Below are 23,048 nucleotides of genomic sequence, written 5' to 3' on the forward strand. Positions count from 1 at the left end.
CTTTCTATGATGAAAAACCGCCTTTACTATAGGCTGTTACTCTTTTTTCAATTCGGTGTGACACCCATTCTACGATGATTGAAATTCCCCAATAAATAAGACCAACAGCAATAAATGACTCTAAAAACTTTAAGTTCATGGACGCAATAATATTTGCCACACCGGTCAATTCTTTAATGGATAGGAAAAATGCTAATGATGTAGCATGTAAAAAACCAATAAAAACATTCGTCAAGTTGGGAATAGATTGCCCAAATGCTTGTGGTAAAATATAACGTCGCATCGCTTGAGGAAATGTTAATCCAATCGCATATGCTGCTTCTAATTGTCCTTTAGGTACAGCTAATATCCCTGAACGAATAATTTCTGAGGCATAAGCCCCTGCACTAAGTGTTAAGGCTAGTATGACAAAAAATAAAATAGGAATAGAATTTGATTGTATCTTTAAATGAAGCAAATTAGCCACACTATCAACTAGCATTGGCAAGCCAAAATAAACGAGCATGATATGCATAATGATAGGTGTTCCTCTGAAAAATGAAACATAAAAATTAAGTACAGATGAGACTATTTTTATCTGTTGAATGCGCACGAAAGCTACAATTATGCCAATAACGATTCCTAATAAAACAGGTGTAATAGTCATGAATAAGGTTAACGGTATTACTTTACTAATTTCTCGTAATGCTTCTACTATAAAAGTGATATCAATGGTCATAGTATATTCCCCCTATTGTGAAGCAAGCTCCTTTGGCATATAGCGATTAAAATAGCGTTCATTAAATTTAAATACTTTTTCAAGGATGATCACGATGACATAGTAAACAATTGACAAAGCTACATAGATTTCAAACGCTCGTGTCGTAGAAGCAATCAAGGTTTCCCCCCTCCCCACCATATCCATTACACCGATGGAGAATGCTAACGATGTATCTTTTAATGAACTAATCATTGTATTTGCTATATTTGGAAAAGCAACACGTATTGCCTGTGGAAAAACAATTCGCATAAAAGCCTGTGATCCACTTAAGCCTACTGAATAGGCCGCCTCCATTTGACCCCGATCAACGGTTAAAATTGCTGCACGAAATATTTCGGCAAAGGCTGCCGCATTGCTGAATGTGTACGTAATAATAACAAAATACATTGCATCCATTCGTGTCACATCAATATGAATGAGCTTTAACAATGCGGGTATACCGTAAAATACTAAGAACAACTGCACTAAAATGGGTGTACCACGAATAAAGGATATATAGATTGTAATAACTTGCTTCAATATTGGTATGTGAAGTAGCTTTGGTATGGCTAGCACAATCCCAAGCATCATACCAAAAAGTATGGAGAATACTAGAATCTCGAAAGTTATGGGTAAATACTGAAGCAATGTTGGAAGTACTTCCGCAATTAGCACGACATCAAAGTTATTTTCCATACTGCCATCTTCCTTTCCTATTCATTAGAAGTCTACTGTATAATCATCACCCAACCACTTTTTACTAAGCTCACTCACTACCCCCTCATTCTTTAATTCAACGATTGCTTCATCTAAGCGCTCCTGTAACTTCACTTCATCTTTATTGAGTAAAAAGTAGACCTTTGAATTTAATAATGTATCACCTACAACCTTTTGCTGTGCCTCATTGCTTTCGTTATAGTATCGAACAGCAAACGGTGTGGTAATAATGGCATCAATTCGTCCCGTTGCAAGTTGATTATTAACATCAACTGAGCCAGAAGAATAAACGATATTTGCTCCTAAATTGTGCTCTTTATTATATTTTTCAATAAAGACAGCTGAGTTACTTGTTGGTGAGACACTCACATTTTTCCCTTTTAAATCCTCAATGGATTGAATTGCATTATTTTTCTCGTTGACTGTCACCTTTAATGGGAAAACATTATACGGTTCTTTATTAAATAAAAACTTCTCCTCGCGCTCACTATTAACTTCCATTTGATGGGCAATAAAATCTATTTTTCTTGTTTCTAAACTTAGTAATAAATTGGAGAATTCCATTGTTTTAAATTCAAACTCATACTCGGGTAGCTTCTCATCAATTGCACGAACAAGCTCTACATCATAACCAGTTAAATTTCCCTTGTCATCTAAAAAACAGATGTTTGGAAACTGAGTTCCCGTACCAACTATAATTTTTTGAACATCCTTGCCACGCTGTGCTGTTTTTTGAGCACTGGCGTCACCAACTGTTTTTTCTGAGTTTGCACACGCAGTTAATAGTGCTGCTAGCACAAGTAGCAAATAAAATGATATTTTTTTCATAAGATTCCTCTCTCCTTCTGTTATACATATGAGGGTAGATTCACGGCAAGTGCCTTCTGTAGATGCTCTAAACCAATTGCTGTTACGGCTCTATAGATACCTGTTTCACTTGAACCAATTTCTACAACGGGTACATGTCGAACACCATACTTTATATCAAGGATGTCTCTAAAATTATCATTAGACGTGACATCAACTGTTTTGTAGGAAATATGTCGTTCTTGTAGATAAGCTTTTATTTCCTCGCAATAACTACAACCTTGCTTCGACCAAATGATTATATCTAAACTTTTTGTCATATCATGACCTCCCTTAGATTACCTTCACCTTTTGCTGTAACTGCAAATGGACAGGACTTAAAAGCTCAAACGAACGTTGACGTTCAAATTCCTTCAAGATGGGCGTATGCAAAATAAATTCATCAATTTGGAATCGTACATGGTAGTTATCTAAAATGGCTTTAATTTCCTCTGCTGTACCGTATAAAATATCGGCCTCATACTGTTCCACTGTATATTCCTCTCTAGATTCCTGACCAAATTTCTCAGCTAGCTCTACTGATTGTAGCGTCAGGCTTCTGCCACTTGCTAAATGTACCTTTGTAATTTTTTGATCTCCTATTAGTTCTTTCGCTTCCTCTTTACTTGGAGCAGCAAGTGCAGCAATGGAAAGCGCAAAAGTACCGTTTGGATGATGACTGCGATAGGTTGAAGCCGCTTGCACCAACACATCATTATCACTATTAATAAATCGAGCAAAGACAAATGCAATGCCGAGTTTTCCTGCAAGAGCAGCACTTTCAGGGCTAGCGCCAAGTAAAAATAATGTTGGCTTTGTCTTTGGAATTGGCGTTGCTTGTATACCATATAATTCGTGCTCTTTTGGTATGGATTGCTCAATTAATTGCTGTAAAAATATTAGTCTCTCTTCAAAATCTTCCCCTTGATTGAGTGTGCCATATTGTAAAGCCTTCGTGGAAAGTGGCAAGCCACCAGGGGCTTTACCGATGCCTAAATCTACTCGTCCTGGCTCCAATGATGCTAGAACATGGAAATTTTCCGCTACTTTATAGGGGCTATAATGCTGTAGCATAACCCCTCCTGACCCAATTTGAATGGATTTGGTTTTGGCAAGTAAATAAGAAACTAATATTTCTGGAGAAGAGCCTGCTAATGACTCTGTATGATGATGCTCCGATACCCAAAAACGTGAATAGCCTAACTGCTCAGCTCGTTTTGCTAAAGCCACCGTTTTTTGTAATGCTTGTTCATTGGTTGCTCCTTCAATGATAGGGCTTTGATCTAATATGCCTAATGTATAACTCATACAATACCTCCCAATTTCTTTTATTCAAATAAAATTACTTGGTTTTCAGACAGATTGTTTGATATAGCGACTTTCTTTGAAGGGTAAACCTAAATTCCCACGCAAAGTATCTGCCTCATAATCTTTACGATATAGCCCTCTTGCTTGTAAAATTGGCACTACTTTATCAACAAAATCTTCAAGAGCACCAGGGACTGTCACGCCAATAATAAAACCATCTGCTGCTTCCTTTTCAAACCATTCTTGTACAAGATCTGCTACTTGCTCAGCTGTCCCAAAAAAGGCTGTTTTTGGTGTCGCCTCGCGTAAAGCGACTTGACGTAATGTCAGACCCTCCTGCTTAGCATAACGTTTAATATAATCGGTTGTGCTTCTAAAGCTATTCGCTCCAATATCCCCTAGATCAGGAAACGGTGCATCCACATCGTATTGGGTAAAATCATGATGGTCGAAGTAACGCCCAAGATAAGCAAGAGCGCGGTCTATGGAAACTAACTCGACGATTTCTTGATATTTCGTCTCTGCTTCCTCCACCGTATCGCCAATAATTGGTGATATACCTGGAAAAATCTTCACTTCTTCGGGATTTCGTCCAAATGTTGCCACCTCTTTTTTTACTCTCGAGTAAAACTTCCGTGCCTCTTCAATAGATGCCCCATGTGTGAAAATGGCATCTGCATCTTTTGCAGCTAATCGAATACCTGCATCAGACGACCCAGCCTGGAAAATAACGGGCTGGCCTTGCTTTGTTCGACCAATATTGAGTGGTCCTTGGACTGAAAAATATCGCCCTTTATGATGTAATGTGTGTAATTTTTCTGGATCAAAAAATTGATCTTTGTTGACATCTGCAATAAACGCATCATCATCCCACGAGTCCCATAAGCCTTGGACAACCTCTAAGTATTCTTCCGCAATTTGGTAGCGTTCTGCATGGCTAGGATGTTGGTCGATTGTTTTGTTATAGTTCAAAGCAGTACTTTCTAATGGAGTCGTTACAACATTCCATCCAGCACGCCCAGCACTAAGATGATCTAATGAAGCGAATTGTCGTGCTACTGTAAACGGTTCGCTATAGGAAGTTGAGACTGTTCCAACTAACCCAATGTTTTTCGTCGCTACTGCTAAAGCCGATAAAATTGTAAGAGGTTCAAATCGATTTAAAAAATGAGGAATGGATTTTTCGTTAATATATAAACCATCCGCAATAAATGCTACATCAAATTTTCCCTGCTCTGCTTTCTGAGCCTGTTGAATATAGAAAGGTAAGCTTACACTTTGATTGCTCACCACCTTTGGATGACGCCAACCAGAAATATTTCCTCCTACCCCATGAATAATTGCTCCAAATCGAATTTTATCCTGTCTAGCCATGTCAATTCCTCCTCAATTTTTAATTTACTAAACATAGTGGTTAAGTATGTTTTATTGGATTGAGAATGATATTACCGTTCCTTTAGACGATATGCAATAGGTATAGTAATAGAAAAAATTTTATGTGGTGATAAAATTTTTTATCAATACGTGTCTCCTATGCTTTCAAAATGCTTAGCTGTTTCACAAATTGTCTGCCAAAAGGCTGATGGCAATGTCTCCTTCTCTTTATAGGTTAAAAATATATGTTGGTTCATATCCAGCAAATGCTTAACGTCTATCTCCACAAATTCACCGTTTTCCAGCTCCTTTTTGATACAAAGATGTGGTAAAAAGCTTAGATATTCTTTTGTCCTAATAAATTCTTTGGCAACTTCTAAATGATCTGTTCGTACCTCAATATTGGCTGCTACTCCCTCTACCTCAAACATTTTATGCACATAATTCCAATCAAACGCGCCACATTCAAAAAATACCATTTTCTGTTGAGCTAATTCTTTTGCTTGAATGAGTTCATCTAGTTGTAATGGATGATCACGGTGTTTGACAAGTTTCACTGTATTGTTCAATAAAAGCTCGTTCTCAATGTCATTCCCATGTACATATTGAATAAAGCCTAGATGAATTTGGTGGCTTTGTAGCTTTTCTAAAATGTTTGCTGTGGAACCTGTAAATAATTGAAAACGCAAATAAGGGAATTGCTCTTTCCATTTAGGCAATGCATAGGCTAAAAAATACTGAGCTGTTACACCGTTTGCACCAATACATACCTCATCGGTCTCCTGCGTTTCTTCTAATTGCTTCTTTCCTTGCTGAAATGTTTGCACAATTTGCGTGGCAAATGGTAAAAAATCTTTCCCTTTCTCTGATACGCTCACACTTCTTCCATCTCGGTAAAATAACTCCACACCTAGCTCTCGTTCTAATGACTTAATACGTGCAGTTACAGTCGGCTGTGAAAGAAATAATGCATTGGCTGCTTTATGGATACTTTTATAATGGACAACATATAAAAATGCCTCGATATGGTCTATATTCACGAGGAGTTCACCCCTTCATTAATTATTTAACCTATTATATAAATAATCCCTTATATTCTCTATAAATTATAAGAAAACTATGTTTTATATTTTTTGACAAAGAAAAAAAGTAACCCAGCGTCTCCCAGGTTACTTTACTATGTAGCGATGTAGCCATCCATCTTGACAACAAACATCGCACGTGGTGAACATCCCTCTGTCTGCCTACCACTTTTATGTTATTCACATGAACACCCTCTGTTGGCCATGTAAACTCTATCTATCGTACTTCTCAACTCGAGAAAGCATATGTCTAAATTTAAGCTAAAATCGATGCTAATACAGCTTTTTGTGCATGCAATCTATTTTCTGCTTGCTCAAAGATGTAAGAATTAGGTCCATCAATGACTGAGGTTGCAACCTCTTCCTCACGATGTGCTGGTAAGCAATGCAAGAACATATAATTTGGTTTTGCATAGGCTACTAGCTCATCATTAATTTGATAGCCAGCAAAGTCTTGTAAACGTTTTGCTGCTTCTTCCTCTTGACCCATAGATGTCCAAACATCTGCATAGACGACATCTGCATTTAATACTGCTTCAACAGGATCATTCGTGATCATAATCGTACTGCCATTTGCTGCCGCAATCGCCTGTGCTTTAGCGATGACTTCCCCATCACATTCATACCCTACAGGAGTCGCAACAGCTACATTCATGCCAACATGTGCTGAAGCTACTACGAGTGAGTGTGCTACATTGTTGCCATCTCCTACATAGGCAATTTTAAGTCCTTTTAACATGCCTTTATTTTCTGCAATCGTCTCTAAATCAGCTAATGCCTGGCAAGGATGATAAATATCCGTTAATCCATTAATAACTGGGATTACTGCATGCTCCGCCAGCTCTTTGACCATTGCGTGAGAGTTTGCACGAATCATAATACCATCTAAATAGCCCGATAATACATGGGCTGTATCATAAATCGATTCGCCACGACCAATTTGCAAATCACGTGCATGCATAAACATACTTTTTCCGCCTAATTGATTCATACCAACTTCAAATGAAATACGTGTACGAGTTGAATGTTTCTCAAAAATCATACCAAGCGTTTTACCTTCTAGTAATCTTGGACATTTCCCCTCTTTTGTAATCATTTTAAGTTGTGTTGCTAATTCAATAAGATCTTGAACCTCTTGACTTGTATAGTCTAGCAAAGTTAGTAGATCTTTTCCTTTTAAACTAGACACTAACTTTAACTGTACTTCTTCGAGTAATTTCATAGCCTTCGCTCCTTATATCGTTGCTGTTGAAATTAGTATAACATGCATAAATATAAAATCAACTGAATTTTTATAATTATTTTTTATTATTATTCATTTGTTATTAAATGTGACAAAAATTCGTCAAAACGAATATTTATGCATATATAACCTATTTAGATTATCAGTTATTTATGGATAAGGTACTAAAATGTATCAAAGGGACAGTGTGTAAAAATAGTTTGGAGCTTTATCATCTATTGGTAGAAGAGGGGTAAAATTCAATACTAAAAATAATGAAAAGCCCCCTAACAATATTTGTTAGAGGGCAAGTCCATTTCTTCTAATTAGTCAAAAGTAATTTTATTGACTGCATCACGATCTAATTTTTTAATGACTTCTACCATTAATTTAACGGCATTCTCATAATCATCACGATGTAGGATACCTGCATGTGAATGGATATAGCGTGTCGCAATACCGATTGATAGTGCTGGTACACCATTTGCTGTTACGTGGATGGAGCCAGCATCTGTACCACCGCCAGCCATCGCTTCAAATTGATATGGAATATTGTGCTCATCTGCTACATCTAATACGAATTCACGTAAGCCACGATGTGAAACCATAGATGCATCATACACAACGATTTGAGGGCCTGCACCCATCTTACTCGTTGATTCTTTTGCTGTAACTCCTGGAGTATCTCCTGCTACACCTACGTCTACTGCAAATCCAATATCTGGTTGGATTTTATGTGTAGCAGTTTTAGCACCGCGAAGTCCAACTTCTTCTTGTACATTCCCTACAGAATAGAGAATATTAGGGTGCTTTTCATTTTGTAACGCTTTCATAACATCAATCGCAATTGCACAGCCGATACGGTTATCCCAAGCTTTAGCTAATAGATACTTATCATTTTTCATTACATTAAACTCAAAGTACGGTGTTACCATATCGCCAGGACGAACGCCCCACTCAAGAACTTCATCTTTAGAAGCTGCACCAATGTCGATAAACATATCTTTAATGTCTACTACTTTATTACGTACATCAGCAGGTAAAATATGAGGTGGCTTTGAACCAATAACCCCAATCACTTCATCGCCCTTACGTGTAGTAATCGTTACACGCTGTGCAAGCATAACTTGGCTCCACCAGCCACCTACTGTTTGGAATTTGATAAAGCCTTTGTCATCAATTTGTGTAACCATGAAGCCTACTTCATCTAAATGTCCTGCTACAACAATTTTAGGACCGTTTTCATCGCCAATTTTTTTAGCAATGACACTACCTAAGTTATCTGTTTCTACAGTATCTGCATATGGTGCAATGTATTTTTTCATGACTTCACGCGGTGCACGTTCATTACCTGCGATACCATTCGCATCTGTTAAATCTTTAAACATTTGTAATGTTGGATCTAGTTGTGTCATCCTTTTGCCTCCTACTTCTTGTATCTATTTTATTATACTTCGTTTACCGAAATATTCCTAGCTTAATCGTCTGAAAATTGGTGTATTTCTTAATTTAATAACCTGAGCGCTGCCGATGATAATTTTCTTGATTTTTTTCAAGATAAGCACTAACCACATCCTCAAATGTAAAACCGAGATTATACGCTAGTAACCCATAGTATTGCCAAATAGCTAAATAACGCTCCTCTGTAGGTTGATGAATAAATGCTAAAATCACACTTTGTGTTTCTAAAAAAGTAGCCGTTAAATCTTTGTTCTCTTCTACGAAAGGCCACATTTCAATCGATGTATAGCCCTTTAATAAGCCAAGAGATAAGATAAAATGAATCGAATCTACATATTCTTCTAAAATGACTTCACGTGCTGATGGTCCCTTTGTGCTCCAAAATTTAAAGCAACGTGTTTCATTAGCAAGCTCAGCTAGCTCCACTAATAAGGCTAAGCCCTTTTCCTGAAACACATCTTGCTGGATATTTTGTGTTTGCTCGATAAAATCGTCAAGCTCTTTTTGCATGGTAAACAATTGTTGTAAATTCATTTTTTTCTCCTAAATTTCTAAAAAATTTTTTATAAAAAGTGAAACTATTTGACCCTTCTAATCGTATAGGAAAGAATAACCTTTCTTCAAGGGGGAAATTTAAACATGTTGCCGTTACTAATTCGACTTGCTGTAATAGCGCTTATTATTTATGTATTTTACAAAGCGATTCGTTATATAACCGATCCTAAACGCAAACTTGATGAAGCCTATGAAAAAGGCCAGTATTATTTCTATGATGACGTTAAAAATGTCCGAAAAAATTTCTTTATTTCCTATAAGGGTGCTCTATTTGAAGGTGAAAAATACCTAGGCACAACAGAGGATGCATTTGAGGTTGTAACCATTTTCGTCGGTGCGCGTGATGCTGCAACATTACAAGGCTTCAGCAAAAGCGACTTTGAATATTTGCAGCAAGAAATATTATTGAACTATCCAAGTGCCAAAATCAATTGGAAGCAACCCATTGAACAGCTTATGCGAAACACATCCCCATCATGAGGATGTGTTTTAATTATTCTCATTTATGTCCACAGCTGCACAATGATAAAAATTTGTATGGCTGCAAGTAGGGGAAAACCAAATGCAAAGCGGTTATGACGTGTTTTGTGGCGGAATAAATACATACCCAATACACCCCCAACTGCCCCTCCTGCTATGGCTAGTGTAAATAATGTACGCTCTGCTATACGCCATTCATGATTCTTTGCGCGCGATTTATCCATCCCCATTAAAATGAGCAATACAATTGATACAATGCTCATATAAGCTAATAATGCTTGTCCCATTTCTTACTCCTTTAAAACCGTGATACTATTAATCTAACACAAAAAAGACTGATGGAAAAACCCATCAGTCTTTTTATCGCACTTGTGTCATTTTGCACCTGTCGCTGCGCTTTCGGTGCAGAAAATTCCTCTTTTGCACCTGTCGCTGCGCTTTCGGTGCAGAAAATTCCTCTTTTGCACCTGTCGCTACGCTTTCAGTGCAGAAAATTCCTCTTTTGCACCTGTCGCTACGCTTTCAGTGCAGAAAATTCCTCTTTTGCACCTGTCGCTACGCTTTCAGTGCAGAAAATTCCTCTTTTGCACCTGTCGCTACGCTTTCAGTGCAGAAAATTCCTCTTTTGCACCTGTCGCTACGCTTTCAGTGCAGAAAATTCCTCTTTTGCACCTGTCGCTACGCTTTCGGTGCAGAAATAAGTTAATGTTGTCAGCTATTATTTAGCTACTGCTTTTTTAGCAGCGTCTGCTAATTGAGTGAATGCTGCAGCATCAGTTACTGCAAGGTCAGCTAACATTTTACGGTTAACTTCGATACCTGCAACTTTTAAACCGTGCATTAAACGGCTATAAGAAAGACCGTTCATACGAGCAGCTGCGTTGATACGCGTGATCCATAATTTACGGAAATCACGTTTTTTCTGACGACGGTCACGGTATGCATATTGACCTGATTTCATTACTGCTTGGTTAGCAACTTTGTATAATGTATGTTTTGAACCATAGTAACCTTTAGCTAATTTCAATACTTTTTTACGACGTTTGCGCGTCACTGTTCCGCCTTTTACGCGTGGCATATGAATTACCTCCTGCTTTTCATTTAAAAATGAATGTTAGTATTTTTTTGTAGTCAATTATTTCATGTATACAAGTAAAGATTTGATGCGTTTGAAGTCACCAGATGATACGATGTTCGCTTTACGTAGGTGACGTTTTTGTTTCGTAGATTTGTTTGCGAATAAGTGGCTTCCATAAGCACGGTCGTATTTTAATTTACCTGAACCCGTTTTTTTGAAACGTTTCGCAGCTCCACGGTGAGTTTTCATTTTTGGCATGTCGAATTCCTCCTAAACTGTTCGTCTAATATTATTTCTCGTTCTTTGGTTGAAGAACTAAGAACATGCTTCGGCCTTCCATCTTCGGTTTTTGTTCTACCGTTGATACTTCAGCACAAGCTTCAGCAAAACGATCTAACACACGTTGACCAATCTCTTTGTGTGTGATCGCACGACCTTTGAAACGTAGGCTACATTTTACTTTATCGCCTTTTTCAAGGAATTTAATCGCATTACGTAACTTCGTTTGGAAATCATGCTCATCGATTGTTGGGCTCAAACGAACCTCTTTCATTACGATGACCTTTTGATTTTTACGAATTTCACGGTCTTTCTTTTGCTGTTCAAACTTAAATTTACCATAGTCCATGATACGAGCGACTGGCGGCTTGGCTTGAGGGGCCACAAGGACAAGATCCAAGTTTACACGAGTGGCGATTTCTAGCGCTTCATTACGTGTCTTTACACCAAGCTGGTCACCATTGTGATCGATTAATCGAAGTTCACGTGCGCGAATGCCTTCGTTTACATACATGTCTTTGCTAATAGTAATCCACCTCCAAGTAGTTGTCGCGAATACATGGTTTGGGCAAAGCCTTGCCCGGTTGAACGGTACATCCTCTTGTCATGTCCATAAAAAAAGGACGGACATTTTTGAAGATGTCCGCCCGCTATATGTGCATGCGCAAGTCTACGCAAAACAATTCAACGTGTCATACCTGTTCACAGCCTTTAAAGCGTTGTATCAGGTGAGAAGCGGGCAGCCTCTACTTCAACCACAAACTTTGTATTCATTAACCTTAATTATATTAGCATGTATATGATAAGCTGTCAAATATTTATTTTCTTATCAGTGCTAACATAACCAAAATGAAACTATTCTATACAAATGCAAGATTTATTTTATACAGAAACCCTCACTTTGGCAAGCAAGGGTTTCTAGTTAAAGCTTATTTTGTAATTTCTGTTTTAATAGTTGATAGGAAATCCTCAAAGCTAATTGTTTCGGAATCTTTCGAGCCATAACGTCGAACATTTACGCCATTAGCCTCAACCTCTTTATCCCCGATAACAAGCATATAAGGAATCTTTTTCATTTGTGCCTCACGGATTTTATAGCCTAATTTCTCTTCACGATCATCCATTTCCACACGTAGACCAGCCGCTGTAAGTTGCTCTTCAATTTGCTTTGCATAGTCGAAGTGAGCTTCATTCGATACTGGAATAACTTCAACTTGTACTGGTGCTAACCAAGTTGGGAATGCGCCTTTGTATTCTTCAATTAAGAAGGCAACAAAACGTTCCATTGTTGATACAACACCACGGTGGATAACAACTGGACGATGAGGCTTACCATCTTCCCCAACATAAGTTAGGTCGAAGCGTTCTGGTAATAAGAAGTCTAATTGAACTGTAGATAAAGTCTCTTCTTTACCAATTGCTGTTTTTACTTGAACGTCAAGTTTAGGACCATAGAATGCAGCCTCACCTTCCGCTTCAAAGTAGTCTAAGCCAAGTTCATCCATTGCTTCTTTTAGCATGCTTTGTGCTTTTTCCCACATTGCATCATCATCGAAGTATTTCTCAGTATCTGCTGGGTCGCGATAAGATAAACGGAATGAATAATCATGAAGATCGAAATCTTTATAAACCTCTAAAATTAACTGTACTACTTTTTGGAATTCCGCTTTAATTTGATCTGGGCGAACAAAAATATGGGCATCATTTAATGTCATCCCACGAACACGTTGTAAGCCTGAAACAGCCCCTGACATTTCGTAACGGTGCATTGTGCCAAGTTCTGCAATACGCAATGGTAGGTTACGATAAGAATGCATGCTGTTTTTGTACACCATCATATGGTGAGGACAGTTCATTGGACGCATAATTAATGTTTCATTATCCATTTCCATTGGTGGAAAAATTGAATCTTGATAATGATCCCAGTGACCAGAAGTTTGATAAAGCTCTTTAGAACCTAATACTGGTGTATAAACGTGCTTATAGCCAAGTGATAATTCTTTATCGACAATATAACGTTCAATAACACGACGAATTGTTGCACCATTTGGTAACCAAAGTGGTAAACCTTGGCCAACTTTTTGAGAAGTTGTGAACAGTTCTAACTCTTTTCCGATTTTACGGTGATCACGTTCTTTTGCTTCTTCTAGCATTTGGAGGTGGTGTTTTAATTCCTCTTTTTTGAAGAACGCTGTACCATAAATACGTTGTAACATTTTGTTATCAGAGTTCCCTCTCCAGTAAGCACCCGCTAATGATAAAAGCTTGAATTCACGAAGTTTACCAGTAGATGGTACGTGGATACCACGGCAAAGATCAAAAAACTCGCCTTGATAATAAATAGATACTTGCTCATCTGCAGGAATGGCTTCAAGTAACTCTAATTTATACTCATCACCAATTTCTTCATAAAGGGCTAGTGCTTCTGCACGGCTTACATTTTTGCGTTCTACCTCAAGGTTTTCAGCAATAATTTTTTTCATTTCTTTTTCAATGGCTGGTAGATCTTCAGCTGTGATTGGTGTTGGTGAGTCGATATCATAGTAGAAACCACCTTCAATTACCGGACCAATACCAAGCTTTGCATCTGGGAATAGACGTTTAATAGCTTGCGCTGTTAAATGGGCAGTTGAATGACGTAAAATTTCAAGTGCTTCCTCATCATCTTGTGTAATGATTGCAATTGTTGCATCCTCTTCAATTGGTGTTTTTAAATCCACTAACACACCGTTAATTTTACCTGCATACGCTTTTTTACGTAAGCCAGGGCTAATAGATAATGCTACGTCATCAGTTGATGTGCCTTTTGCAAATTCCTTTACAGCGCCATCTGGGAAAGTTAATTTAATCATTTCTGACATATTCTTTGCACTCCTTTGTTTTTGATAAATACATAATGTTTGATGATTGGCTGGAGCAATGTTTGTGTACTCTACGGCTTGGTTTGAGCGGAGTCATTGCTTTTTTGAGCATTTCTCAGTGCAATGGGAGCGGCATCTTCATGTTTCTGAGCGGTTTCTTACTCTCTATGAGCGAATTTACCACTTTTGCGAGCGACTTATCTCCCTATATGAGCGGAGCCACCACTATTTCAATGAAATCTGAGAAAAATAAAAAAAGCTCCATCCCTCACAAAAGGGACGAAGCGTATGCTCGTGGTTCCACCCTTCTTCCTTCCGACTTACATAAAGTCAGACGAAGCTCAAGGCTAGCTAACGGGCTAGGGACCGGCGAAAGATTATCCCTTTCGCTGCTCAGTAGGTAGTAAATAATGTGCCCATACTAGGAAGTTTTCAGCCAATGACTTCCCTCTCTAAAAGCTGATACACAAAATTCATGTCCTCATCAATGCATATTGATATTAAGTATATGAGTCAGTATACGCTCGATTGTCGAAAAATGCAACTATCAATGTTACATCCGACGATTTTTGCCTCGCATTTCGATCGGCACTGTTAGGGCTTTAATACGCTCCATAATTCTTCCTGCTTTGACAACCTCAATATCACCTTTTTGTGACTGTGCTAAGTGATGCTCTAATTCTTCATAGTTAAAATTAGACGTAATAAAAGTTGGCAGTTGCTCTGCCATCCGATAATGGAAAATAGTCCCCAAAATTTCATCACGTGTCCAAGCAGTCATCGTCTCCGCACCTAAATCATCTAGCATTAAAACAGGAGCCTTTTTAATATAATCAATTTTCTCATTCAATGTATTATCACCAATGGCATTTTTCATTTCTCGTAAAAACTCTGGAACGAAAACTACCACAGAGCGGATTTTAATAGATGCTAATTCATTGGCCAATGCACCAAGTACAAAGGATTTCCCTACACCAAACTTACCATATAGGTAAAATCCTTTTGCAGGTAATTGACCCGTTTCTTTTGTTATTTTAACAAATTGAGCTGCTTTTTGTGCAATCGCTACACGTGATTCATCATCAATACTTAAATCATGAATTGTTGCTTGTAGCACATCTTTTGGCATATGCATACTTGCAATCATATTCGCAACATCTCGACGTTCTTCTTCCCTAATCTTTTGCTCACAGCGCACATAATCCATTTCAATAGAATTACGAACAACTCTTAATGTAGGGAGGAATCCTTTTAAATAGTTTGTACAATGTTCTGTATTATCACACCCACAGCACTCAGTAGATTGACTAATAAACTCATGCAGTTTAGGTAAATTTCGCTCAACATTGTCATAGCTTAATTCATCTGCATGCTGTGCTAAAAATTCCTGCACATGCGGATGCTCTAAAATTTCACGTCGCATGGCTTCATAGCGTTCTTGAAACGAGGGTACATTAATTGCTCGCTTTAGTGGTCCATTTATAGGTTCGATTACTGCTCACCTTCTTTACTATTCGCTTTTTCCTAGCATCTCTAATATTTTTTGTCGCTCTTTTTCAAAATCTATAGTACTAGAGGTAGATTCCTCTTGATTTTCATTTCGTTTATAGAACCATTCAGGCACTTTTTCTTCACGTTGATATCTTGAACGTCCCTTAGTCTGTTGACTCGTTTTATTGGACGTTTGTGGCTTGTTTTTCCAGGCTGTATATTTATCATGCTCTTGGCGTGCAAGTTCCATTGCTTCCTTAGCTGTTTGGACATTTTTTCGTACCCAATGATCGGCAATCGTTTCCACATATTTTTTAGGGAGCTTCATATCTGTTGTTAGCATAACGTATTCTAACAATGCATTGACCACTCCAATTGGCATGCCATGTTGAACAATTAAATTTTCTGCAAGCTGGACAGAGGTTTGTAATGGTTCTTTACCATTATTTATATCTCTTAAAACTTGGACAGGTGCCGTTGTTTCTAAATAGTGTTGAAGCTCCTGATCCTTGGTTTTTTGTCCCGCTTCTGCTACTGGTAAAGGCTCGGTGACACGCGCAAGTTTTGGCGGCTCCTTGGATACGGTTAATTTATAAAAATCAGCAGCAGCCTTTCGTAAACGTTCTTGAGAAATTCCTAAATCGTCATCTAAAGCAAGTATGACTACTTTTTGCATATCAAGAGCTGTTAAATGATATAAAAATGCCAACTTGGCTATAGCTTCACGCACTTCAAATGTCAATAAATTGGAAGGTACCAATTGCTCAGACAAACCCGCTTGCAATAAATCAAAATCGAATTGCTCCAAATAAAAAGGATATACTTTTTGCTGTTTATCCTTATGACTCGTATCCACTTGTAAATCTGATGGAATATTGGCATGAACAGGCTTATAGACATCAATAAAAGCACGAGATACATCCTTAAACGCCGAGTCCTTTACAGGTGACATAAAGCGCTGACGTAAGTTGCGATAAGCCTGCTCTCCAATCTTACTAAACAAAAACATCGACAGCAGCGGGTCTTTCATAAAGCTATCAGCATCTAATGGGCGCTGTAGCTCATATAAAAAACTACGCTCACCAGCATTTTCTTTTTTCCATGTACGCAGCAAACCAATAGCTTCTAATGCAATACGAGCCTCAAACACTTTACCAATTGGTAGCCCTAGCACATTCATTAAATAATAATGTGTCATTTGCTGCTTTGGCATTTGCTCTGCTTCTGCCCACAATGTTAAATAGAGGCTAACTGGCTCTGATCCCGTTAATGGTTGATAAAATAATGTAACTAATTGACGCTCTTGTGTAGAAAATGCATGAGGTAGACAAATGTCGAAAGGATCGCCAGGCTGCAATTCCTTATATAAATGAATCAACGTCATTCATCCTCTCTGTTTGCTATGATTTCTTCTCCGTTTGACGTTGAATAATGTCCTTTATTTCCTCAATAAAGACATTGATATCTTTAAACTGACGGTAGACCGACGCAAAACGCACATAGGCAACCTCATCAATTTTGGCTAAGCGGTCCATGACCATTTCGCCAACATCTTCTGAGCGTACTTCCGAATTCCCAATACGACGAAGATCTTTTTCAATGGACAGAACAAGTTCCTCCAGCACATCAAGTGCCACTGGACGTTTTTCACAAGCACGAATAAGCCCACGAAGTACCTTCTCACGGCTAAACTCTTCTCGTGAACCTTCCTTTTTCACAACGACTAATGGCGTCTCTTCAATTTTTTCAAACGTTGTAAAACGGAAGCCACATGACTCACATTCACGACGTCTACGTATTTCTTTATTATCATCTACTGGCCTCGAATCCACAACACGCGTTCCGTTAAATTGGCAAGATGGACATCTCATATAATTACTCTCCTGGTTTACAACAATTTAATATATCTATTATAACAAATTTCCTACATGTAAGAAAAGTGCATTCACGTTTGTGGTCTCATGATAAATCTAAAGCACCTGAAGTACAAGATCAGTTTCTGTAAAAAAAGAGCACATTGAAACCTTATCGATTTCAATGTGCTCTCTATAGAAATTATTACGCGTTTACCGTTTCTAAAGCATTTGCCACTTTTTTCACAAGGTCAACAACGCGTGCAGAGTAGCCCCACTCGTTATCATACCAAGCAAGTACTTTTACTTTGCGGTTGCCTAACACCATTGTAGAAAGCCCATCAACTGTTGAAGAATAAGTTGTTGTATTGTAATCAGAAGATACTAATGGCTCAACAGAGAAATTAAGGATCCCCTTCATTGGACCTTCTGTTGCCGCTTTTACAAATGCTGCATTGACTGCATCAACTGTTACATCCGTATTTAAATCTACTACAAGGTCAACTAAAGATACGTTTGGTGTAGGAACACGAAGTGCCATACCATGAATTTTACCTTCTAATTCAGGTAAAACTAATTTTAATGCTTTCGCTGCACCTGTAGATGTCGGGATAATGGATTGGGCGCATCCACGTGCCCGACGTAAATCTTTATGCGGATTGTCTAAGTTCTTTTGGTCATTTGTATAAGCATGAACTGTTGTCATTAAACCATTCTCAATACCAAATGTGTCATTCAATACTTTTGCTACTGGCGCTAAGCAGTTTGTTGTACAAGAAGCATTTGAAATAACATCATGTTTCGCAATATCCAATTTGTCATCATTTACACCTAAAACAATTGTTACATCCTCGTTTTTACCTGGTGCTGTTAAGATTACTTTTTTCGCGCCAGCTGCTAAGTGCATGGCTGCTTTATCACGTTCATTAAATTTTCCTGTAGCTTCAATCACGATATCTACACCCATTGTAGACCAAGGTAATTTTAATGGATCACGTTCACTAATAATTTGAACACGTTTACCATTTACAACTAAAGCATCGCCTGCTGGTTCTACCGTACCTTCAAAAGTTCCGTGATTTGTGTCATACTTAATCAAATGTGCTAACGTTTCTGCAGGATAGCTTGCGTTAATCGCAACGATGTTTAAATCTTGTTGTACGATAGCCTGGCGGAAAACCATACGTCCGATACGCCCGAAACCATTAATAGCAATTGATACTGTCATTTATAATATCCTCCTGTGAGTACATACTCAGATTAATTAATTATATACTTTATGGTGATTAGTATAACACAATTTTAAAAAAGATGAACATTATATATTGAGAATATAAAAGTTCTTATTTTCTGAAAAATTTATTCTTTATTATGGCGTTTCCCCATAAAAAAATGCGTAGCAAGGTGCCTTGCTACGCATCATAAAAGAACGCATTAAATAACATCCCAATAATGCAGGATTTTTTTTAATTGTTCTTCAGTACTTTCTATATTTTCATTATTATAAATAACCGCATGTGCACCCTTTTCTTTGACAGACATCGGCAGTTGAGAGTGCATACGTGCCAAGGCATCTTCTTTAGATAAATTATTTCGTTCCATTAGACGTCGAAGCTGAACTTCTTCACTGACCGATACCACAATGATACGTTCCACAAAATGTTGAAGCTTACTCTCAAATAACAAAGGAATGTCCATCACAACATGTTCATGTCCTGCTTCTAAATAGGCATCACGCTGACGTAACATTTCTTTTCTGATTGCTGGATGCATGATATCATTTAACGTTTTGCGTTTTGCAGGCTCATGGAATATGATATCTCCCAGCATAGTTCGATTTAAATTGCCGTCCTCAAGCAAGATAACTTGTCCGAAGCTTTCAGCAATCAATGCTAATGTCTCTGTTCCAGGTTCTACGACATCTCGTGCTACAACATCTGCATCAACAATCGGTAAACCCAGTTTGCTCATCATTTTAGCTACTGTACTTTTTCCACTTGCAATACTTCCTGTAAGTCCGATAATCATTGCTAAATCCCCTTTAATGTTGACAATTTGGGCAATAGACAGAGGTACGCCCTCCAATTGTCATTTGACTTGTAGCCGTTTCACATGCTGGACATACCTTTTTACCATACATTTTTAATCGATTCTGCATACTCCCGGCTTCCCCATTAATATTCCGATAATCAGAAATAGTTGAACCACCCGCTTCAATGCTTTGACGTAGGACAGCAACAATCTCCTCAAATAATGCTCGCTTCCGCTTTTCACTAAGGCGGCTCATTTTGCGTGCAGGGTGAATTTTCTGAGCAAACAATGCCTCTGTTGCATAAATATTGCCACAACCCGAAATGACTTGCCCATCCATAATTACTTCTTTTACGGCTTTATTTTCATATTTCGGTAGCTTAGATTTTGTTATAAAAAAATCACATGCATGCTCATCAAATGGCTCTGGTGCCATTTTTGTCAATGGCGCATGTTCTTCAATTGTTGTCAGAAAACGTAGTTCACCGAAGCGGCGAATATCTGAATAAATCAAGTATCCCCCATCTGCCATTTCAAATGTCGCATGGATATGCTTTTGAAATTTCGCCTCATTGATTTCTTCGGGTGAATTCACAACAAACCAAGCACCTGTCATACCTAAGTGACTAACAAGTACGTATGGAACATCATCCTTCAGCAAATGAAAGAAAATATATTTGGCTCTTCGTTCAATTCTGGTAATGGTCATCTGGGACAAAGTACTTTCAAAAGCATCAGGCTCTGCTTGTTTGACAATACATTGTTTACCCTCACTAAAAGAGAAATGCACTCGTTCAGAAAGCTTAACCTGTTGAATGGTACGTCCTTCAACTGTTGGCTTCAATGCCTGGACGACACCCTCTACCTCTGGTAATTCAGGCATTTGAATCCCTCCTTATTTTGCCTCGTACCATGTTGAGCCATGATTAAAATCTACTTTAAGCGGTACAGCAAGCTCAATAGCGTTTTCCATGACTTCTGGTACAATTTTTTCTAGTAAGGCAATCTCTTCCTTTGGTGCCTCAAAGATCAGCTCATCATGCACTTGAAGCAGCAGTTTTGCCTGCATCTTTTCTTTTTTCAATCGAGCATCCATATCAATCATTGCCTTTTTAATGATATCAGCTGCACTACCTTGAATTGGCGTATTCATCGCCGTACGCTCAGCAAAGCTTCTTAAATTAAAATTTGAGCTTGTAATGTCCGGTAAATAACGGCGTCTATTTAATATTGTTGTAACATAACCATTAAATTTCGCATTTTGTACAATGTCATCCATGTACTGTTTTACACCAGGGAAACTCGCGAAATACTTTTCAATAAAATTAGCCGCTTCCTTACGCGTAATATCTAAGTTTTGTGATAGACCATAATCACTAATACCGTAAACTATGCCAAAGTTAACAGCTTTCGCTGCGCGACGCATATTACTATCAACCTCATCTTCTGACACATGAAATACATCCATAGCTGTACGTGTATGAACGTCCATTCCTTCACGGAAAGCCTCAACAAGGTTTTGATCTTCTGACATATGCGCAAGAACGCGTAATTCAATTTGCGAATAGTCAGCAGAAAATAATATCCAATCCTCTTTTGAAGGTACAAAGGCTTGACGAATTTTGCGGCCCTCCTCTAAACGAATTGGGATGTTTTGTAAATTCGGGTCTGTTGAGCTTAAACGCCCTGTTGCAGTTAAAGCTTGCTGGAAGCGTGTATGCACTTTACTATCTGATTCATGAATCTCCTTTAGTAAGCCTTCAATATATGTGGATTGTAATTTTCCAAGTTGGCGATACAACAGAATATGTTCGATGATAGCATGCTCTGACTGTAATTTTTCTAGGACATCTGCAGCAGTTGAATAGCCTGTCTTCGTCTTTTTAATCACAGGTAGCCCTAGCTTATCGAATAGAATCACACCTAATTGTTTTGGCGAATTAATATTAAAGGTTTCTCCAGCTTCTGCATAAATTTCTTGCTCAATTACCACAAGCTTATCATTAAGCTCTTGCCCCATTTTCTCTAACGTAGCACGGTTAACCGTAATCCCTTCACTTTCCATTTCACCTAAAATCCCTGCTAATGGTAGCTCTAGGTTTTTATAAAGATCGAATTGTTCATTGTCCTTTAATAAGGCTTCCAGTTTCGGCTGTAATGACCATACTGCAAAAGCTTTACGGCTAACATGCTGTGCAAGTTGATCCAAATCAGGAATTGCACGCTTAGCACCTTTTCCATAAACCGCTTCATCTGCTTGGACATCATAGTAGCCTAATTCCCTTGCAAGTGTTGCGATATCATCGCCACTTAATGCTGGATTATTAATATAAGAGGCAAGTAGCAAATCAAAGTCAACACCAGCTAATTGAATCCCAGCTCGCTTTAATGATGCTTGAGCTGCCTTAGAATCGGACATATATTTTATTTTTGTGGCATCTTCTAGCCAACGACGGAGAGTATCTGATTTTGCTGCATTATCAAATGGAATATATTGCGTCTTTATGCCATCTGATAATGCAATTCCTAGCTGCTGACAAGTATGATAGTGCTCGTTTTCAAGCTCTACATGCACAGCCATCACATCTTGTAAATCCTCAGGTCGAACTTCCTGAACAAGGTCATAATCGAAAGGAGCTTGCTCTTTTTCCTGCACTGTAAAGTCACTTTTATCAAGCAGCGATTTAAAGCCAAGCTCACGCCACACATTGATTAATTCATCTTCTTTTGGCCCATTATAGGCAAGATCAGCCAGTGAAATGGTGATTGGAGCATCCGTATAAATCGTTGCCAGCTTCTTACTCATGATGGCCTGCTCTTCATTAGCTACAAGCTTTTCCTTCATTTTAGAAGCTTTCAACGTATCCATTGCTTCATAAAGTGCTTCAACGGAGCCATGCTCTTTTAATAATTTTACAGCCGTTTTTTCCCCGACGCCTGGTACACCAGGAATATTATCGGAGGAATCCCCCATCAAGCCTTTCATATCAATAATTTGGAGCGGCGTTAACCCGTACTTTTCCGCAATAAAAGCTGGTGTATTTTTCTCTATTTCCGTAATACCCTTTTTCGTTATATAAACGGTTACTTGCTCTGTCGCCAGCTGTGTTAAATCACGGTCTCCAGAAACGATGATAACATCCATATCCTGCGATGAAGCCTCTTTTGCAAGCGTTCCGATAATATCATCTGCTTCATATAATTCCTGCTCATATCGCTTAATGCCATACGCATCAATGAGCTTTCGTAAATATGGAAATTGCTCTGATAATTCTGGTGGTGTCTTTTGACGTCCTCCTTTATATTCTGTAAAGGTTTCATGGCGGAATGTTGTTTTCCCCGCATCAAAAGCAACCAATATTTTCGTTGGCTGTTCTTCCTCTAATATTCTTTGTAGCATTGTTGTAAAGCCGTATACAGCATTAGTATGAATGCCACTATCATTTGTTAGCAATGGCAACGCAAAAAACGCGCGATACGCTAAACTATTACCGTCCAATAATAGTAATTTTTCCTTGGTCATGATTTTATCCTCCTGCGTTGTCTTCTACTTCTACTTTATCATAACAATACATTTCAAGTAAAAAAAGCAGGCGTCCATCCTCAAGGTTATCCATTATTTTTAATGGTTTATCGACCACTTTTAAGGCTCTATCCGCTACTTTAGCATT

General features: G+C 38.2%; 23 protein-coding genes. 1 reads left to right on the plus strand and 22 read right to left on the minus strand.

Translation table 11 applies throughout. From position 1 onward, the window contains the following. Positions 1–4: 4 nt before the first annotated feature. The 10 genes from LCP48_RS17005 to LCP48_RS17050 all read right to left on the minus strand — a co-directional run bounded on the left by LCP48_RS17005 (position 5) and on the right by LCP48_RS17050 (position 9,283). Complete coding sequence (locus LCP48_RS17005) at positions 5–718, minus strand: amino acid ABC transporter permease (protein WP_004226356.1); 714 nt, start codon at positions 716–718, stop codon at positions 5–7. Between the two features lie 12 nt (positions 719–730). Then, entirely contained in the window at positions 731–1,435 is a 705-nt protein-coding gene (locus LCP48_RS17010) for an amino acid ABC transporter permease (RefSeq protein ID WP_004226355.1), read from the minus strand. 24 nt (positions 1,436–1,459) lie between these two features. After that, entirely contained in the window at positions 1,460–2,284 is an 825-nt protein-coding gene (locus LCP48_RS17015; RefSeq protein ID WP_009373865.1) for a transporter substrate-binding domain-containing protein, read from the minus strand. Positions 2,285–2,304: 20 nt separating this feature from the next. Beyond that, positions 2,305–2,583 carry a glutaredoxin family protein gene (locus LCP48_RS17020; protein WP_009373864.1) on the minus strand — a complete coding sequence of 93 codons (279 nt, stop codon included), beginning with the start codon at positions 2,581–2,583 and terminating at the stop codon, positions 2,305–2,307. A 13-nt stretch (positions 2,584–2,596) separates the two neighbouring features. Beyond that, positions 2,597–3,610, minus strand: coding sequence for an LLM class flavin-dependent oxidoreductase (locus LCP48_RS17025; RefSeq protein WP_009373860.1), 1,014 nt, complete (start codon positions 3,608–3,610; stop codon positions 2,597–2,599). Positions 3,611–3,655: 45 nt separating this feature from the next. Beyond that, complete coding sequence (locus LCP48_RS17030) at positions 3,656–4,984, minus strand: LLM class flavin-dependent oxidoreductase (RefSeq protein ID WP_004226347.1); 1,329 nt, start codon at positions 4,982–4,984, stop codon at positions 3,656–3,658. 143 nt (positions 4,985–5,127) lie between these two features. Next, a complete protein-coding gene (locus LCP48_RS17035) occupies positions 5,128–6,024 on the minus strand; it encodes a LysR family transcriptional regulator (RefSeq protein WP_009373859.1) in 897 nt (298 codons plus the stop codon). A 298-nt stretch (positions 6,025–6,322) separates the two neighbouring features. Further along, the gene (argF, locus tag LCP48_RS17040) at positions 6,323–7,288 is read right to left on the minus strand and encodes an ornithine carbamoyltransferase (RefSeq protein WP_004226343.1); all 966 of its coding nucleotides are present in this window, start codon (positions 7,286–7,288) and stop codon (positions 6,323–6,325) included. 326 nt (positions 7,289–7,614) lie between these two features. After that, on the minus strand, positions 7,615–8,703 hold the full coding sequence (locus LCP48_RS17045) for a M42 family metallopeptidase (protein ID WP_004226340.1): 1,089 nt from the start codon (positions 8,701–8,703) through the stop codon (positions 7,615–7,617). Between the two features lie 94 nt (positions 8,704–8,797). Beyond that, positions 8,798–9,283, minus strand: coding sequence for a dUTP diphosphatase (locus LCP48_RS17050; RefSeq protein ID WP_004226337.1), 486 nt, complete (start codon positions 9,281–9,283; stop codon positions 8,798–8,800). Positions 9,284–9,388: 105 nt separating this feature from the next. On the opposite strand from LCP48_RS17050, the gene LCP48_RS17055 reads away from it, so the two are divergent. Beyond that, complete coding sequence (locus tag LCP48_RS17055) at positions 9,389–9,784, plus strand: hypothetical protein (RefSeq protein ID WP_004226335.1); 396 nt, start codon at positions 9,389–9,391, stop codon at positions 9,782–9,784. 23 nt (positions 9,785–9,807) lie between these two features. Here LCP48_RS17055 and LCP48_RS17060 read toward each other — a convergent pair whose 3' ends face one another. The 12 genes from LCP48_RS17060 to polA all read right to left on the minus strand — a co-directional run bounded on the left by LCP48_RS17060 (position 9,808) and on the right by polA (position 22,900). Continuing rightward, on the minus strand, positions 9,808–10,071 hold the full coding sequence (locus LCP48_RS17060; protein WP_004226333.1) for a DUF1294 domain-containing protein: 264 nt from the start codon (positions 10,069–10,071) through the stop codon (positions 9,808–9,810). 431 nt (positions 10,072–10,502) lie between these two features. Continuing rightward, a complete protein-coding gene (gene rplT / locus LCP48_RS17065; protein ID WP_004226314.1) occupies positions 10,503–10,862 on the minus strand; it encodes a 50S ribosomal protein L20 in 360 nt (119 codons plus the stop codon). Between the two features lie 57 nt (positions 10,863–10,919). Further along, a complete protein-coding gene (gene rpmI, locus LCP48_RS17070) occupies positions 10,920–11,120 on the minus strand; it encodes a 50S ribosomal protein L35 (protein ID WP_004226312.1) in 201 nt (66 codons plus the stop codon). A 31-nt stretch (positions 11,121–11,151) separates the two neighbouring features. Next, positions 11,152–11,655 (minus strand): translation initiation factor IF-3, encoded by a 504-nt coding sequence (gene infC, locus LCP48_RS17075; RefSeq protein ID WP_004226290.1) that lies wholly within the window; start codon positions 11,653–11,655, stop codon positions 11,152–11,154. Between the two features lie 415 nt (positions 11,656–12,070). Then, a complete protein-coding gene (gene thrS, locus LCP48_RS17080; protein WP_216486103.1) occupies positions 12,071–14,002 on the minus strand; it encodes a threonine--tRNA ligase in 1,932 nt (643 codons plus the stop codon). A 553-nt stretch (positions 14,003–14,555) separates the two neighbouring features. Beyond that, positions 14,556–15,461, minus strand: a complete 906-nt coding sequence (gene dnaI, locus LCP48_RS17085) for a primosomal protein DnaI (RefSeq protein WP_232735597.1) — start codon at positions 15,459–15,461, stop codon at positions 14,556–14,558. 51 nt (positions 15,462–15,512) lie between these two features. Beyond that, positions 15,513–16,877 carry a replication initiation and membrane attachment family protein gene (locus LCP48_RS17090; RefSeq protein ID WP_036219198.1) on the minus strand — a complete coding sequence of 455 codons (1,365 nt, stop codon included), beginning with the start codon at positions 16,875–16,877 and terminating at the stop codon, positions 15,513–15,515. A gap of 16 nt (positions 16,878–16,893) precedes the next feature. Next, positions 16,894–17,364 (minus strand): transcriptional regulator NrdR, encoded by a 471-nt coding sequence (gene nrdR, locus LCP48_RS17095; protein WP_004226277.1) that lies wholly within the window; start codon positions 17,362–17,364, stop codon positions 16,894–16,896. 187 nt (positions 17,365–17,551) lie between these two features. Then, complete coding sequence (locus LCP48_RS17100) at positions 17,552–18,574, minus strand: glyceraldehyde-3-phosphate dehydrogenase (protein WP_004226274.1); 1,023 nt, start codon at positions 18,572–18,574, stop codon at positions 17,552–17,554. Between the two features lie 206 nt (positions 18,575–18,780). After that, a complete protein-coding gene (gene coaE, locus LCP48_RS17105; RefSeq protein ID WP_004226271.1) occupies positions 18,781–19,374 on the minus strand; it encodes a dephospho-CoA kinase in 594 nt (197 codons plus the stop codon). Positions 19,375–19,387: 13 nt separating this feature from the next. Continuing rightward, positions 19,388–20,260, minus strand: a complete 873-nt coding sequence (mutM, locus tag LCP48_RS17110) for a bifunctional DNA-formamidopyrimidine glycosylase/DNA-(apurinic or apyrimidinic site) lyase (RefSeq protein ID WP_004226269.1) — start codon at positions 20,258–20,260, stop codon at positions 19,388–19,390. Positions 20,261–20,272: 12 nt separating this feature from the next. Beyond that, entirely contained in the window at positions 20,273–22,900 is a 2,628-nt protein-coding gene (gene polA, locus LCP48_RS17115) for a DNA polymerase I (RefSeq protein WP_009371387.1), read from the minus strand. Between the last annotated feature and the right edge of the window lie 148 nt (positions 22,901–23,048).

The organism is Lysinibacillus capsici (genome assembly GCF_020217405.1).
Lineage (GTDB): Bacteria > Bacillota > Bacilli > Bacillales_A > Planococcaceae > Lysinibacillus > Lysinibacillus capsici.

Coding starts and splice junctions, on each gene's coding strand:
- rpmI (WP_004226312.1), bottom strand. CDS start 11,120: ATGCCAAAAATGAAAACTCACCGTGGAGCTGCGAAACGTTTCAAAAAA.
- LCP48_RS17030 (WP_004226347.1), bottom strand. CDS start 4,984: ATGGCTAGACAGGATAAAATTCGATTTGGAGCAATTATTCATGGGGTA.
- LCP48_RS17050 (WP_004226337.1), bottom strand. CDS start 9,283: ATGAATTTACAACAATTGTTTACCATGCAAAAAGAGCTTGACGATTTT.
- LCP48_RS17060 (WP_004226333.1), bottom strand. CDS start 10,071: ATGGGACAAGCATTATTAGCTTATATGAGCATTGTATCAATTGTATTG.
- LCP48_RS17055 (WP_004226335.1), top strand. CDS start 9,389: ATGTTGCCGTTACTAATTCGACTTGCTGTAATAGCGCTTATTATTTAT.
- rplT (WP_004226314.1), bottom strand. CDS start 10,862: ATGCCACGCGTAAAAGGCGGAACAGTGACGCGCAAACGTCGTAAAAAA.
- LCP48_RS17015 (WP_009373865.1), bottom strand. CDS start 2,284: ATGAAAAAAATATCATTTTATTTGCTACTTGTGCTAGCAGCACTATTA.
- LCP48_RS17020 (WP_009373864.1), bottom strand. CDS start 2,583: ATGACAAAAAGTTTAGATATAATCATTTGGTCGAAGCAAGGTTGTAGT.
- coaE (WP_004226271.1), bottom strand. CDS start 19,374: ATGATTATCGGACTTACAGGAAGTATTGCAAGTGGAAAAAGTACAGTA.
- LCP48_RS17100 (WP_004226274.1), bottom strand. CDS start 18,574: ATGACAGTATCAATTGCTATTAATGGTTTCGGGCGTATCGGACGTATG.
- LCP48_RS17005 (WP_004226356.1), bottom strand. CDS start 718: ATGACCATTGATATCACTTTTATAGTAGAAGCATTACGAGAAATTAGT.
- polA (WP_009371387.1), bottom strand. CDS start 22,900: ATGACCAAGGAAAAATTACTATTATTGGACGGTAATAGTTTAGCGTAT.
- LCP48_RS17090 (WP_036219198.1), bottom strand. CDS start 16,877: ATGACGTTGATTCATTTATATAAGGAATTGCAGCCTGGCGATCCTTTC.
- argF (WP_004226343.1), bottom strand. CDS start 7,288: ATGAAATTACTCGAAGAAGTACAGTTAAAGTTAGTGTCTAGTTTAAAA.
- mutM (WP_004226269.1), bottom strand. CDS start 20,260: ATGCCTGAATTACCAGAGGTAGAGGGTGTCGTCCAGGCATTGAAGCCA.
- LCP48_RS17010 (WP_004226355.1), bottom strand. CDS start 1,435: ATGGAAAATAACTTTGATGTCGTGCTAATTGCGGAAGTACTTCCAACA.
- nrdR (WP_004226277.1), bottom strand. CDS start 17,364: ATGAGATGTCCATCTTGCCAATTTAACGGAACGCGTGTTGTGGATTCG.
- LCP48_RS17045 (WP_004226340.1), bottom strand. CDS start 8,703: ATGACACAACTAGATCCAACATTACAAATGTTTAAAGATTTAACAGAT.
- LCP48_RS17025 (WP_009373860.1), bottom strand. CDS start 3,610: ATGAGTTATACATTAGGCATATTAGATCAAAGCCCTATCATTGAAGGA.
- infC (WP_004226290.1), bottom strand. CDS start 11,655: ATGTATGTAAACGAAGGCATTCGCGCACGTGAACTTCGATTAATCGAT.
- thrS (WP_216486103.1), bottom strand. CDS start 14,002: ATGTCAGAAATGATTAAATTAACTTTCCCAGATGGCGCTGTAAAGGAA.